Here is a 15,623-nt window from a genome sequence, read left to right as displayed (position 1 = left end):
CCTGCTTGCTCGGATGTAACGGACAATGCTTGTCGGCAAGCAAGTCGCGTTCTTCTTTAAACTCCTCACAGGAAACACAGTACCAACCCTGCTGAGTGCCTTTGTAAATATCCCCGTTGTCCCATACCCGTTGAAAAAACTCATTGACGATCGTCCGGTGAGCGGGTGCGGTGGTGCGGATAAACCTGTCGTATTTGATGTCTAGCTTGCCCCACAATGAGTCAAACTCAGCCACGACGCGATCGCAGTGAGCCTGAGGATTTACCCCCGCTGCGATCGCCGTCCGCTCGATTTTCTGTCCGTGTTCGTCAGTTCCCGTAATCATTAAGACATCGCGATGCTTGAGTCTGTGCCATCTGGCGATCGAGTCAGCCGCCATCGTCGTATAAGCATGACCGATATGGGGCACGTCATTAACATAATAAAGCGGTGTCGTGACCGTAAAAGTAGATTGTGGGTGGCTCGTAGATTGATTCATAAAAACGGCTAAAATGTGGCGGACTCAAGCGAAATAAGGGACGGGCAGACTAAATTCACAAAGCAATGCCATCTAAAATTCTGAATGTAACTAGACTTTGTTGGCACGGCTCTTGAAATTGGCGAGCGCAAACGATCTAGTCCAAAGACATGAAAAAATGATGTTTGACATTAGAAAACTGCGAGCATAGAGCGTCTGGTGTAGAGTCGGTTGGATTCGGCAACTGCGTTCGGTATCGATTGCCTCTGTTTTCATAACAGGAGTAAATCGCAATCGTCGAGTGCGCTTAGACTTAGCTCTAGTCTCCATCATAAATGAGGTTGCCTAACTTCAGTGCTTCTATTAATAATTAGTAATTGGTTTGGTGTTAGAATGGGTCGATGACAAGGGTAACTAGCTCAATGGTAGAGCATCGGACTCTTAATCCGTTGGTTTGGGGTTCGAGTCCCCAGTCACCCATTTTTAGATCGCGCCCGATCTCCAAATCTAAAAATCTGCACTTATTATTCACAGATAATAAATCCTCAGCGATTGCCGTCGATCGATTAGTTAGAATTATTACTTTCGAGGGAGTGTAATCAACATTCTGCCACGGGGAGCGGCTTTGCTTCGATCCGGATGCCTGATGATTCCATCCGTAGTATCGAGCCGATCGACGATCGGCACCCCTCCGATCGGCTGTTTTACATAGATTGCAGCATTTACATTAGCTTAAAAAATTTCACAAATCTTTATCATCTGCTGGGATTAGCGTATACTACGAAAGCAAAGCTTAATCCCAGTTTTATAAGGAGCAAAAATATAATGTCCGAGGCGCAGCAGCCCCTCAGAGTCCCTAGGGAATTTTTGGGACCGCCTGATGACTTGAATCCCAATGTTTTCATGTTCTTGGGCGCAATTGCTCTAGCGACGATTTCGACAATCGGCTATTGGCAATGGCAGTTACCAGGTTGGTGTTGCTTCGGCTTCAATGTCTTGGCTCTACATATGGCAGGTACGGTAATTCACGATGCTTCTCATAATGCGGCGCATCCCGATCGGGTCGTCAATGCCGTTATGGGACACGTTAGCGCGTTAATGCTAGGATTTGCATTTCCCGTGTTTACCCGCGTTCACATCCAGCACCATGCCAACGTTAACGATCCTGATAACGATCCCGATCATTATGTGTCCACAGGTGGACCACTCTGGTTGATTGCAGCCAGATTTTTTTATCACGAGATCTACTTTTTTCAGCGGAAATTGTGGCGCAAGAACGAGCTACTAGAATGGTTTCTCAGTAGGTTAGTAGTAGGTTTGGTAATTTATTTTGCCTGTCAATATGGATTTACTGCCTACATCTTTAATTATTGGTTTTCGCCAGCATTAGTAGTCGGGCTAGCATTAGGACTATTTTTCGATTATCTACCACATCGTCCTTTTAAAGAGCGCGATCGGTGGAAAAATGCCCGTGTTTATCCCGGTGCGATCCTCAATATCCTCATTTTCGGGCAAAATTACCACTTAATTCATCACTTATGGCCGTCAATCCCCTGGTATAAGTATCAAGCTGCTTATCAGGCGACCAAACCACTCCTCGAATCAAAAGGGTGCCATCAGTCGCTAGGATTATTACAGGGTAAAGATTTTCTCCATTTTGTTTACGACATATTTTTGGGGATTAGATTTCACCATAAATCCGAACCAGTTAAATCTTCGCAGCAGGAACATTAGAGTTCGATCGGTTGATGACATTGAGATTGACGCATATTGGGTTGGGTGAATTACCCAACCCAATATTTATATGGGAATTAAATTGCGATCGGCTCGATCGTCAAGAACTATACACTCAGTAAAGATCGGATGAATTGGCAAACCTGCAAAAGGGCACGAGCTATAGCTATCAGCACATTGCTACCAAAAGCAAACCGTGTTCAATAAAATTGCTCGGCGAGCCAATCGAGTAACAAATTTGACTCTTCGTGCTAAAATTGCTGCTTAATTGCTGAAGATCGATCGTATTTATTACCTAATTCCTGTAGAATTTAAGCAAAAATAAGTAACCCCGACCGCAATCTCTCGCAATTTGGAGGAAAAACCTATCAGTAGCATAACCACAACCCAAAATATGTTAACAACAGAACAGTCTGTCATTCACATCTGGGGTCAGAACCCGTTATCAGGGGAAGTAAAAATCAGTGGTGCGAAGAATTCAGCACTAGTCGTCATGGCTGGAGCACTACTGTGTTCGAGCGGCTGTAGGCTTCAGAACATTCCGGGGCTGGTAGATGTCGATAAAATGTGCCAGATTATCGAAGCATTGGGCGTGAAGATTCAACGCAATGGCGACATCCTCGACTTCGATACCACGGGTTTTAACTGCCATACACCGCCCTTTGAATTGGTTTCCAAGTTGCGGGCAGCGTTTTTTGCGATCGGCCCGATTTTAGCCCGGTTGGGAGTCGCCAAAGTACCAATGCCTGGAGGTTGCTCGATCGGTGCTAGACCGATCGAATTACACGTCCGAGGATTGCAGGCGATGGGTGCCCATGTCGAAATCGAGCATGGCATCGTCAATGCCTATCTCACTGGGTCGAATAAACGCCTGCAAGGGGCGAAAATCTATCTAGATTACCCAAGTGTCGGCGCGACGGAAACATTGATGATGGCGGCGACGCTAGCCGAGGGTGAGACAATCTTAGAGAACGCTGCCAAGGAACCGGAAGTTGTCGATTTGGCAAATTTCTGTATTGCGATGGGTGCCAAAATTACTGGTGCGGGTACCGATCGGATTACGATTGCGGGTGTCACCGAACTTCACTCCGCCGACTACACGATCATCGCCGATCGGGTCGAAGCTGCTACATTTTTAGTCGCTGGCGCGATTACCAATTCGGAATTGAGCATGTTTCCCGTCATCCCCGGACATCTGACAGCCGCGATCGCTAAATTAAAGCAGATCGGTGCTAATGTCGAGATCGATGCACCCGATCGCATTCGGGTAATTCCCACCGGAACCCTCAAAGGTACAGATATCGAAACGCTCCCTTACCCAGCATTTCCGACCGATATGCAAGCCCAATTTATGGCACTATTAGCCGTAAGCGACGGCAACAGCGTCATTACCGAAACCGTGTTTGAAAATCGACTTCAACATGTCGCCGAACTCAAACGGATGGGAGCTAATATTCGCGTCAAAGGCAATCACGCGATCGTCGAAGGTGTCCCCCTCCTATCGGGAGCGACAGTTACCGCCACCGATCTGCGAGCTTCCGCAGCACTGGTACTAGCGGGTTTAGCCGCTCACGGCAAAACCACAATTCAAGATTTACATCACCTCGATCGCGGTTACGACAACCTCGAAGCCAAAATGCGAAACCTGGGAGCCAAAATCGAACGGGTAAAAGTCAATGCTGAGGGTGAAACTATCTATCGCTATCCTCAGACTACCGTATTGGTTTAGCTGTTAGGTGTTAGCTGTTAGAGGAACTTCGGCGGTATGTATATTCCCGAAAACCCAATACCTAATACCTAATTACTGACTCGATCGTAAATAAACATGTATATTGTTAGGCGATCGGGATAACTTTGTGTCACGATCGAAAGTCGCTCCTATCCTCTTTCACCTACTTAGATAGATTATGCAGTTAAGATTAGGGGACACCGTACCCAACTTCACACAAGCTACTACCGAAGGCGAGATCGATTTCTTTGCCTGGGCGGGCAACAGTTGGGTAGTTTTATTTTCCCATCCCAAGGATTTTACGCCAGTTTGCACGACCGAACTCGGCGAAGTTGCCAAACTAAAACCAGAATTTGACAAGCGCAATGTAAAACCGATCGCACTGAGTGTGGATGATGTTGAATCCCATAACGGTTGGGTTGGCGATATTCTCGAAACCCAAGGTTCCGCACTTAATTATCCGATTATTGCCGATCCCGATAAAAAAGTATCCGACTTGTACGACATGATTCACCCCAATGCGAATGCAATGGTGACTGTCCGATCGGTATTTATTATCGATCCTAACAAAAAGCTCCGGTTGATGATTACTTATCCCCCCAGTACCGGACGCAATTTCGATGAGATCTTACGCGTCATCGATTCGCTCCAACTCACCGACAATTACAGCGTAGCGACTCCTGCTAACTGGGTTGATGGTGGCGACTGCGTGGTAGTGCCGACGATTTCTACCGAAGAAGCCAAGATAAAGTTTCCCAAAGGGATTACCGAACTCAAGCCTTATCTGCGGATGACTCCTCAGCCAGACAAGTAATAGGATTTTGGATTTTGCGACCCAAATCACGCAGAGGTTCCCTCCGCATGTGTTTGGGTCAAGACAGGATTGGGAAAATCCCTCTACGTCTAGAGTCTGCAACCCGTCTTTCAACACTGTTTTTAAGTGATTGAGCTTGGTAAATATATTTACCAACAATAAAAAGAGCGATCGAATTAGATTCGATCGCTCTTTCAATTAACAATAGTGCCTTACTCCTTACTCCTTCTACCCTCTGGCACCAATTTCCAGCATGAGTTTAGATTTCTTCACTCCATCCGGAATTGCCACCGGATAATCGCCTGTAAAACAAGCCGAACAAAAACTCTTAGGATCGCGATTGGTGGAGGTTAACATCCCTTCCCACGACAGATATGCTAGCGTATCGACACCGATTTGACTGGCAATTTCCGCAACGGATTTAGTTGCCGCAATTAGTTGATCTTGAGTATCGGTATCGATGCCATAAAAACAGGGATGGGTGACTGGCGGCGAAGAAATTCGCATGTGTACCTCAGTCGCACCAGCATCTCGCAACGCTTTCACCAATTTACGACTGGTAGTGCCCCGCACGATCGAATCATCGATCACAATTACTCGTTTACCCTTCAAAACATCTCTGAGTGGGTTCAATTTCATCCGAATCCCCGATTCTCGCATCTCTTGAGTGGGTTGAATAAAAGTACGTCCGACATAGCGATTTTTAATCAAGCCTTCAGCGTAGGGAATCCCTGATTTTTGCGAAAAACCGATCGCCGCTGGAATGCCCGAATCTGGCACACCAATCACAATATCTGCTGGGTGAGGTGATTCTTCTGCCAATTGTTTGCCCAGTCGCATTCGGTAGCTATATAAACTCTCGTCGTTTACCCAACTGTCGGGGCGCGCGAAATAAATCATCTCGAAAATACACAGTTTCGGCTCTGGTGCTGATGCCCAATCGATCTCCGTCACGCCAGTTTCGTCAATCCATAGCAATTCGCCCGGTTTGACATCGCGATCGTAGTCGGCTCCAATAATGTCTAGCGCACAGGTTTCAGAAGCTACTACATAATGTCCGATATGGTCTGGCATTACCCCCAACACTAACGGACGAATGCCGTGCGAATCGCGGATGGCAATGATACCATCAGGAGTGGCGATCGTCAGACTGAATGCACCCACACATTGTTTGCAAGCAGCAATTGTCGCCTCAATCCAGCTCTTGCCAGCATTAACTCCTGCCGCAATAATGAGAGCAATCATTTCGGAATCGATCGTCGTAGTAGGTTCGCTACCCAGCCCGATTAGATATTCCCGTAGCTGAGTTGTGTTGACAAGGTTGCCATTATGTGCTAGAGCTAATTGTCCTAGCTTGGTTTCGACAATTACTGGTTGCGCGTTGCAACGGCGACTCGATCCGGTGGTAGAGTAGCGAGTATGTCCGATCGCTAGTTGCCCCGGCAACCCCTGTAAAATCTCTGGACTAAATACATGAGATACCAGCCCCATATCCCGATGCTCGTGGAGTTGTCGCCCATCAAAGGTGGCGATGCCCGCCGATTCTTGACCGCGATGTTGAAGTGCGTACAATCCAAAGTAAGTCAGCTTGGCAACTTCTTGCCCAGGAGCATAGATTCCAAATACGCCGCAGGCTTCTTCAGGCTTATCGGTAGCATCTTCGCGATCGGGCACAGTAGAGGGAAGTCGAACGAGATCGGCACAAGGATCGAGGCGCAAGTCGCTATCGGGAATCATGTAGTGGCTATGGTGGCGAAAGGGTGGCTAATGAGGGGGAATGGTCGATCCGGAAATTTAGCTAGTTGCAGCAGCTAATTCTATTTTAATTAACTTGCCAATTACTAGTTACAGCATAACCTAGCGAGTAACCAAATATACATAATAAATACTAAGACAGGAATTAAGTAATTCTGATGTTAGTCACACTAAAATATGGATGACTGAGTTGAAGGTAGTTGCTTCCTTTGAATGTTGTTAAGCATTGATTAAGAATCTATTAAAGATAGCACGAAATTACCAGATCGAACCTGAAAATACGATCGGGCAAACTTTTCGCCTAGCCAACTCAGCAGTTAGCCAAGCCTCTAGATCGCTAACCGATCGCTGCTATTCACAATTTATAACCGATAACTGTCATGTCAAATTCTTTCCATTGGTTAGATCTGAGTGAATATTTCGCGATCGCCTCAGCTGTAGTCGGCACGATTGCCGCTGCCACATCCTTAACCTGGATCTATGCCATCGTACCGATCCTAGTCAGTCTGATTCTCAATGCCATCAATCGCTGGAGAGCTACCCGACAGCTCCACCTGCACGAGCGAAATTTAGAACGCAAATTCGATCGCGAACTGCAACAACAAGGTGAAGTCCTCCAACAAGAAATCGCCCAAGCCCGCAGTTTTGCGACCGCCTTAGTCAAACAAACGATGGCTGCCAAAACCGCCGAGCCAGCCGCGATTGCCGCTGCCGAGCGGCAAGGGGTAGCCGTCTTGGAGCAAAAATTCGATCGCTACAAACAACTGATGCAAGAGCATGTCACGGGTGTCGAGGGCAGTCTTAAAGATGTTGTCGATCTGCTCGAAGGCAATGCCCTCACCGAGCGGGTTGAATATCTAGAACGCCATCTCACTCAAGTCTCCCAGCAATTAGGACTAGAGCCAAGCGATTTAGCCCGCACCACAGATACTCCCATTTCGATCGATGATGAGCCGGAAGTAGATATCCGCCCGTTATTAGACATGATTTCTGAAGATTTGATGTCGAGCGAGCTGCTGCCAGAAAATATCATATCGGGAGAACTCAGCGGCGACTTGTGGACGAAGCCGACTTGGAATCTGGATCGGACGATCGCCGCTCATGCCGATTGGGTGCGGTGTCTGAGTTTTACACCCGATAGTGCCAAGCTAATTAGTGGTAGTTTTGATAAAACGATTAAACTGTGGCAGCTAGATACAGGCGTGGCAATTCATACGCTTGCCGACGATCGCCGCAAAGGGGTGTTTGCACTAGCAGTCAGTCCCGATGGTAAGCTGCTAGCCAGCGGTAGTTGGGACGAACGGATCGAATTATGGAATTTGGAAACAGGTACGCTACTCCAGTATCTGACTCACCATCAAGCTTCGGTGAGATCTTTAGCAATTAGCCCCGATAGTAAAACCCTCGTCAGCGGTAGCTTCGATCGGACGATCGTGTTGTGGAGTTTACCCGATGGTAAAGTCATTAAAACTCTCACCGATCCCGAACCCATTGCCGCGATCGCCCTCAGTGCTGATGGTAAATTTTTGGTAAGTACTGGCGATGATGGTGCTGTTAAAATTTGGTCGCTGGCATCGGGGGAACCGATCGTGCGCTCTGATGAAAATAAAAATTGTATCGGTTCCCTGGTAATTAGTCCCGATGCCAAAACGATCGCCGCAGGCACGGTTAATGGCTATATCATCCTGTGGCAGCTCCAAAACATTACTAACGGTCTACCCCAACAGATCGCGCTCGCCCAGACGATTAAAGCCCATGCCGGACAAATCAATGCTTGTGTGTTCAGCCCCGACGGTCAATATTTAATTACTGGCAGTGTCGATGGTAAAGCCAAAGTCTGGTATCGTGGCGAAGATCTGCAATTCCGTGATAAAGCTAGAAGCATTCTTAAAGGCGATCCGGGTCGCTCGGTGATGTCGGTGGCAATCGCGCCCCAGAGCCAATTAATCGCGATCGGGGGTGCCGATGGTACCATTCAGCTATGGGAACGGATGTAAGTAATGATACTTAACTAGATTTGCGGTACGGACAGACACTGACTAGCAGACCGCTATTTATTCACAAAATCCAGGCCACACAACAAATTTAGCTGAATGCGACTGTTGATTTTGGCACCCGCAGAGCGCGATCGATGCCGACTTATCGCGAGCCGTCATCCCAGTCGCGTAAATTTACGTGAAAAATCTTTCTCAAAAAGCGATCGCGGATGTTGCCGATCTGACGATCTTAGGGAATAATACTGAAGACACTACCATTAGAACTTTTACACTAAATTAAATTCCAAGATATTAAATTATGCGAATTCTAGTCACAGGTGGTGCCGGGTTTATTGGTTCTCATCTGATCGAGCGATTGATGAAAGAGCAGCATGAAGTAATTTGCTTAGATAATTTTTATACGGGCACTAAGAGCAATATTAGTAAATGGTTGGGACATGCCAATTTTGAATTTATCCGTCACGATATTACAGAACCCATTCGGCTAGAAGTAGATCGAATTTATCATTTAGCCTGTCCGGCATCGCCAGTCCACTATCAGGCAAATCCCATTAAAACTATTAAGGTGAGTTTTTTGGGTACATCGAATATGCTCGGACTTGCTAAACGCGTAAAAGCGCGGTTTTTAATGGCTTCGACTTCCGAAGTTTATGGCGATCCGGATATTCATCCCCAGCCGGAATCTTATCATGGCAACGTCAATCCGATCGGGATCAGATCTTGCTACGACGAAGGCAAACGCATCTCGGAAACGCTTAGTTTCGACTATCACCGCCAACATGGTGTCGAAATTCGGGTAGCGAGAATCTTTAATACTTATGGCCCTCGGATGTTAGAAAATGATGGTCGTGTCGTGAGTAATTTTATCGCCCAATCTTTACAAGAAAAATCTTTAACCGTCTATGGCGATGGCAGTCAAACGCGCAGTTTTTGTTATGTGACAGATCAGGTCGATGGCTTGATGAAATTAATGGATGGCGACCACACTGGGCCGATCAATATCGGAAATCCTGAAGAATATACTATTTTACAACTTGCCGAAAAAGTCCGCGATAAAATTGCGCCCGATCGCGAAATTATTTTTAAACCGCTGCCTCAAGACGATCCCAAACAGCGCAAGCCAGATATTACCAAGGCGAAAACTTTGTTAAATTGGCAGCCGACTGTTTCGCTAGAAACTGGATTGACAGAGACAATTGCTGAATTCAGGCAACGGTTGGGCGTTCCAGCTTAGGTGCGATTTATGGCAATTTATAGATGAGTGTAGGATGCGGAAACTAGAGCCAGCGCAAACTATTTGCCCATCGCCACACGGAAGTTATTTAGATAAATCAGATTTGGAGACGATTTTAAAATGCGTGTTTGTACGATCGGAACGGGTTATGTTGGGCTAGTGACTGGCGCGTGTCTGGCACATATCGGCCATGATGTGATCTGTGTGGATAATAACCCTGCAAAAGTGGAGTTAATGAAATCTGGGCAGTCGCCAATCTACGAGCCAGGATTGTCGGAAATTATGACAGCGGCAATGGCGACAGGACGATTGCAGTTTACAACCGATCTCGCCTTTGGTGTCGAGCATGGCGAAATCTTGTTTATTGCTGTCGGTACGCCCCCGTTAGCTAATGGTTCTAGCGATACTCAATATGTCGAAGCTGTTGCCAAAGGCATCGGGCAACACCTCAAGAGCGACTATAAAGTTATTGTTAATAAGTCTTCCGTACCGATCGGATCGGGCGATTGGGTGTAAATGTTGGTACTCGATGGTGTTGCCGCCCGCAAGCAACCTCTAGCCGTTGGTGGGGATACTAGCTCTCAACCAGCATCTTCATTCCTGCCTCAGTTTGATGTTGTCAGCAACCCCGAATTTTTACGTGAGGGTTCGGCAATTTATGATACGCTCAATCCCGATCGGATCGTGTTAGGCAGTCACAGCCAACAAGCACTCGATCTGATGCTCAAGTTATACGCACCGATTATCGATCGTAAATTTAGTGAAGATCCGACTCTAGCAGCCGTCGCTGTCCTTACGACCGATTTAGGTTCGGCAGAAATGATTAAATATGCCGCGAATGCTTTCTTAGCCACCAAAATTAGTTTTATTAACGAGATTGCCAATATTTGCGAACGAGTTGGGGCTGATGTCACGCAGGTATCTAAAGGCATCGGCTTAGATTCGCGGATTGGGAATAAGTTTCTCAACGCTGGCATCGGTTGGGGCGGATCTTGTTTTCCTAAAGATTTAGCCGCACTGATTCATACTGGCGCAGATTATGGATACGATGCGCGCTTGCTCAAAGCAACTGTCGATGTCAATCAACAACAGCGGACGCTCGTGATTCAAAAGTTGCAAAAATCTCTCAAAATTCTCAAAGGTAAAACTATCGGTTTACTGGGCTTGACTTTTAAGCCAGATACTGATGATTTGCGAGATGCTCCCGCCCTTGATATAATACAAACACTGATCGAATTGGGCGCGAAGGTCAAGGCATACGACCCCATTGTCTCCCCACATTCGTCGGCACATTCGCTCTTAACTAATGTGACCTTAGTGGATAGCCCCCATCTGTTAGCCACCGATAGCGATGCAATCGTCTTAATGACAGAATGGGCTGAATTTCAAGATCTAGATTATCATCATTTAGCTAAGCTGATGCGATCGCCGATCGCGATCGATTGCCGAAATTTTCTATCCCCAGCACGTCTGACCGATGCGGGTTTCCAACATATTGGCATCGGTTGTTAATTAAGTTAAAATTGCCCGGTACGCCGATCTCGATCCACCGGGCTAATTAAAATATTTACCTAAGGCTACTTGAATATTTGTTGAGACCGCATAATTTTATTAATTACTCAGTAGCTTAAATCTATAAAATTTGCACGATCGAATTAATACAATCTTATCTATATTACGATCGTTCGATTTCGATTACTTCAGCCATTTGGCGGTTAGTTGCCCACCCATATCAAATATTATTCCAACATGAAAGAGAGCTTTCCTGAGTATAATCCTCCCAAACTGTTGCCGTCTCCAGTGACAGCGAAACCGCGCCCCAATGGCTTTAACGAACCTCGGCAAGAAGAAGGGATCGGTTTGGGGACGATCTTGAGTGGCTTGCGTAAATATTGGTATGCTTCGGTACTCACCACCGCACTGATGATGGGTGTAATTGGTTACGCCACTTGGAAGCAAGTACGGATCTACAGATCGGCAGTTCAAATTGCGATCGACCTTAAAGGTGGTAACAGTTTTGCCGAAAAATTAGCCGGGGGTACCGATAGCAACGGGCAATCCGAAGATCGAGCGATCGCCATCGAGACGATTACCCAATCACTCCGCAGCAAAAGCCTGATCGAGCAAGCAATTTCGACCATTCCCGATCCGAAATTGCGCCCATCCGTGGCGCAAGTATTAGCCGGATTGGCAATTCAGTCAAAGCCAGATAGTAACGTGTTGACTGTCAGCTACACATCGCTCTCACCTAACGAAATCGTTGCCGTACTCAATGAATTGAGTAAAGTTTACATCGACTATAGTATTCGTGCCAAAAAAGCGCGGACTAATAATTCGATCGGCTTTATCGAATCCCAATTACCTGCTTCCCGCAAACGGCTCGAATCTTCGGCATCGCAGATCGAGCAATTTCGGATTAAATACCGATTCGTCGATCCGGCGACATCGGCAAGTGCGCTCGATGGCTACCGTCAAAGCATCGTTGCCAAGATTAATGAATCGCGTTCTACTTACTACCAAACTCAGAAGCAGTACGAAGAACTCAAGAAACAACTCGCTGGAGTTGGGTTGACATCTGAAGGTAACTTGAGCACGACGATGTTAACTCAAGATGCTGGGTATCAAGGACTATTCACGCAGCTCAAACAGCTAGAATTAGCATACAACCAAGAAAGCGTCCGGTTTAGCCCTGAGAACCCGCTAATTGTGGCACTCAAGTCCAAACGCGATGGTGTGTTGGTATTGCTCCGAGAACGCGCGCAACAAGTCCTCAAACGCCAGATTACCGATGGCGAACTCACCCAAGGGGGGATTGCTAACTTTAGCAACAGTCTGGCGCAAACCTTAGCCAACAGACAAGCCGAACTGGAAACCAGCTTAGTTGCCCAAACAGCTCAAGCTCAGAGTTTAGAAGCAGTTTATCAACAAGTTCAGACCCAAATCGCCCAATTGCCTGGACTGCAAAAACAATATACAGAACTGCAACGGGAATACCAAATTGCCTCTCAAGAGCTGACAGCCTTCTTACAGAAAGTTCAGGAATTAAAAATCGTTAACGCCGAACAAGTCGTACCGTGGCGATTGTTAGATCCGCCAGAATTTCCCCAATTTCCAGTTTCACCCGACGTACCCCGTCAAATGGGCTTAGGGGCAATCGGGAGTATTTTAGCAGGTGTATTGGTATCTGTCGGTTTGAATAAACTCGACGATCGAGTTGACAACCCCGATAGCGTCAAGGCGATGACGGGAATGCCGATCCTCTCTCTGATTCCCAGAGTCGAAGATCTGGAGCAATCAGCATCGATGCGCGGCGGTACCTTTTTACAAACGACCAAAGGTAAGACCAAAGATTATTCTTATTGGAGCTTTGTCGAATCAATTCGGACTTTAGCATTGGGGATTGGGTTGACATCCGATCGCGAAGACAAACAAGCTGGTAAAGCCATTGCGATGACTTCTTCCCTACCTAAAGAAGGGAAATCGACAATCGTCTTCCATACGGGCAATACTTTAGCAGAACTCGGTTATCGGGTATTATTAGTGGATGCCGACATGCACAAATCGACGATCGCCCAGTTATGCGCGACATCACCACTATTCAACCGCGAAGATTGCGATAGTGAAGAGGGATTGAGCGATGCAATTCTCGGCAATCGGGAATGGCGAGATTTAGTCAGAGTCAGTCCAGAATCTAAACTAAATGTGATATTTTCTGGGCAGCAAACAGTTAGCTCGATCGTCTTATTTAATTCACCCCGGTTGTTACGATTGATGGAAGAATGGCGTAAAGAATACGATTATATTATCTTCGATACGCCCCCGATCGTCGGTGTCAGCGATACCCGATTGTTATCTACTTTAGTCGATGGTATCGTCTATATCGTCAGTCTCAACGTCGCTCAAAAACAGATTATCGATCGCGGAATCGATATTATTTCCTCGCTGAGAACTCCCGTGTTAGGTTTGGCAATCAACCGAGTTGAAAACCATCATTCTGGTTATAATAAGTACTATCAGTACTATCAAGCTGGCACCGATATCACTGGCAAAACCGATAAATCTAAAATTCTGAGTCCAGAAAAACAAGGGGTAGAAGTTTAACTCAAGCGGATATCGATCGAGGTTAGCAGTAGCGCGGAGAAAACATCAACGATCGCAGTAAATCTTCCCCTCGATCTGGTAGATCGATCGAGTGGGAAGCAGTAACCCAATCGTTTTGAATACGAGCCGATCGCCACAAAATTACATCTGATTTAAGCTCTAAAATAGGCTTGAGCTTCAAGCGGATTGGGAACGATCGTCCGATCTCCCGGTTGCCAATCTGCGGGACAAACTTCATTAGGATTGGCTTGAACGTGCTGGATTGCCTTGAGCACGCGCAGGGTTTCATCGACGCTCCGACCGAAGGAGAGATTATTAATCGTCGCGTACTGTAAAATTCCAGATCGATCGATAATAAATAAACCCCGTAATGCTGCCCCTAAATCTGGATCTAAGACATTGTAAGCAATACTAATTTCTCGTTTGAGGTCAGATACTAATGGATAATTAATATCGCCTAAACCGCCCATTTTACGTTCGGTTTGAATCCAAGCTAAATGCGAAAACTCACTATCGACCGATATTGCTAAAATCTCGGTATTGAGAGCTTGAAATTCAGCATAGCGATCGCTAAAAGCAATAATTTCGGTCGGACAAACAAAGGTAAAATCGAGCGGATAGAAAAATAAAACGACGTATTTGCGATAACTCGATAATTTGACTTGCTGAAACTGACCGTTAACGACAGCAGTTGCCGTAAAATTCGGTGCGACTTGACCTACTCTCAGGCATTCGGGATAGTTGCTCATACAATTAATTTTCTACCTAATTTAGACGGTAGAGATAAAAATCGAAAAATATTTACAATATTTAATTTAGTAGTCTTGGGCGGAAATGCTAACCGCAAAATCCAAAATCGGATAATTTAATGTTAGCCTGGAAAATGTTGTTCGTTGGCGTTCGCGTTGGCGAAGCCTGCCGTAGGCACAGCGTCTCGTTGGCGTTGGCGAAGCCTCTGCCTTAGCAGAAGCCTCTCGTTGGCGAAGCCTCTCGAAGAGAAGAGAAGAGAAGCCTACCGTAGGTAATCGCGAGTAAATCGCGCGCCCTCATTAGCGGCGAACGATGCTCGACCGAGCACTCGATCGAACATGCCCCCACCTCCAGAATTGTCAGTTAGTATGGGTCTTTTAACACGGCTATCATTATTTATCACCGACCTCGACCATACTCTAGTTGGCAATGATGACTCGCTAGATCTGCTAAATCAGATCCTCGATCGCCAGCGGCAAACCAATGGTACCAAGCTAGTTTATGCAACTGGTCGATCGCGATCGTCTTATTTAGAACTAGCCGCCAGCCAGCCGCTACTGCCCCCTGATGCGCTGATTGCGGCGGTGGGTACCGAAATTTATCTTGGTGGATCTACAGAACCAGATGCCGAGTGGGCAGATGAACTCAGCCTCAACTGGCACCGCGCAGAAATTGTGGCGATCGCCAGTCGGTTTGCCGACTTAGAACCCCAACCGCCAGCCGAACAACGACCTTTTAAACTTAGCTATTATCTTTCGCCCAATGTCGTTGCTGCTGTCGTACCGCACTTACAGGAATTGTTAGTGGAGCATGGCATCAATGCCGAAATTATCTATAGTGGGAGCAAGGATTTAGATATTCTCCCGCGCGGTGGCGATAAAGGCAAAGCAGTGCAATTTTTACGCGATCGTTGGCAGATCGATCCGATGCAGACGGTAGTATGTGGCGATTCGGGCAACGATATTTCGCTGTTCAAATACGGTACCGAGCGCGGTATCATTGTCGGCAATGCCCAATCCGAGCTAAGGTTGTGGTACGAACTCCATCCAGTT

10 protein-coding genes, 1 tRNA gene and 1 pseudogene are annotated in these 15,623 nt (G+C 46.6%); 9 read left to right on the top strand and 3 right to left on the bottom strand.

All coding sequences use genetic code 11. The annotated features are described in order from the left end of the window. On the bottom strand, positions 1-478 hold a 478-nt coding region (locus RMO79_RS03555; RefSeq protein ID WP_310481678.1), incomplete at its 3' end, for a class I tRNA ligase family protein. A 387-nt stretch (positions 479-865) separates the two neighbouring features. Between RMO79_RS03555 and RMO79_RS03550 the strand changes: the two genes are divergently transcribed. From RMO79_RS03550 to RMO79_RS03535, 4 genes are all read left to right on the top strand, one after another. Then, positions 866-937: transfer RNA gene (locus tag RMO79_RS03550), tRNA-Lys, on the top strand. A gap of 345 nt (positions 938-1,282) precedes the next feature. Next, a complete protein-coding gene (crtR, locus tag RMO79_RS03545; RefSeq protein ID WP_310481677.1) occupies positions 1,283-2,191 on the top strand; it encodes a beta-carotene hydroxylase in 909 nt (302 codons plus the stop codon). 394 nt (positions 2,192-2,585) lie between these two features. Next, positions 2,586-3,920, top strand: a complete 1,335-nt coding sequence (gene murA, locus RMO79_RS03540) for a UDP-N-acetylglucosamine 1-carboxyvinyltransferase (protein WP_310481676.1) — start codon at positions 2,586-2,588, stop codon at positions 3,918-3,920. Between the two features lie 178 nt (positions 3,921-4,098). Next, entirely contained in the window at positions 4,099-4,734 is a 636-nt protein-coding gene (locus tag RMO79_RS03535; protein WP_310481675.1) for a peroxiredoxin, read from the top strand. 228 nt (positions 4,735-4,962) lie between these two features. Here the strand turns inward: RMO79_RS03535 and purF are convergent, their stop codons facing one another. Then, the gene (gene purF / locus RMO79_RS03530) at positions 4,963-6,471 is read right to left on the bottom strand and encodes an amidophosphoribosyltransferase (RefSeq protein WP_396136510.1); all 1,509 of its coding nucleotides are present in this window, start codon (positions 6,469-6,471) and stop codon (positions 4,963-4,965) included. Positions 6,472-6,869: 398 nt separating this feature from the next. On the opposite strand from purF, the gene RMO79_RS03525 reads away from it, so the two are divergent. From RMO79_RS03525 to RMO79_RS03510, 4 genes and pseudogenes are all read left to right on the top strand, one after another. Continuing rightward, positions 6,870-8,486, top strand: coding sequence for a WD40 repeat domain-containing protein (locus RMO79_RS03525; protein ID WP_310481674.1), 1,617 nt, complete (start codon positions 6,870-6,872; stop codon positions 8,484-8,486). A gap of 298 nt (positions 8,487-8,784) precedes the next feature. Then, entirely contained in the window at positions 8,785-9,720 is a 936-nt protein-coding gene (locus tag RMO79_RS03520) for an SDR family oxidoreductase (protein WP_310481673.1), read from the top strand. Positions 9,721-9,840: 120 nt separating this feature from the next. Further along, positions 9,841-11,232 (top strand): annotated as a pseudogene (locus RMO79_RS03515) (UDP-glucose dehydrogenase family protein). 237 nt (positions 11,233-11,469) lie between these two features. Further along, positions 11,470-13,821, top strand: a complete 2,352-nt coding sequence (locus RMO79_RS03510; RefSeq protein WP_310481672.1) for an AAA family ATPase — start codon at positions 11,470-11,472, stop codon at positions 13,819-13,821. 152 nt (positions 13,822-13,973) lie between these two features. On the opposite strand, the gene RMO79_RS03505 is transcribed toward RMO79_RS03510, so the two are convergent. After that, a complete protein-coding gene (locus tag RMO79_RS03505; RefSeq protein ID WP_310481671.1) occupies positions 13,974-14,570 on the bottom strand; it encodes a peroxiredoxin in 597 nt (198 codons plus the stop codon). 369 nt (positions 14,571-14,939) lie between these two features. On the opposite strand from RMO79_RS03505, the gene RMO79_RS03500 reads away from it, so the two are divergent. Beyond that, the coding region (locus RMO79_RS03500; protein ID WP_310481670.1) for a sucrose-phosphate phosphatase at positions 14,940-15,623 on the top strand (684 nt) is incomplete at its 3' end.

The sequence above is a fragment of the Chamaesiphon sp. VAR_48_metabat_403 genome (genome assembly GCF_031422475.1).
Taxonomy (GTDB): Bacteria; Cyanobacteriota; Cyanobacteriia; order Cyanobacteriales; family Chamaesiphonaceae; genus Chamaesiphon.
Note: the sequence above shows the minus strand (reverse complement) of the source record. Positions and strands in the feature narration are given on the sequence as shown.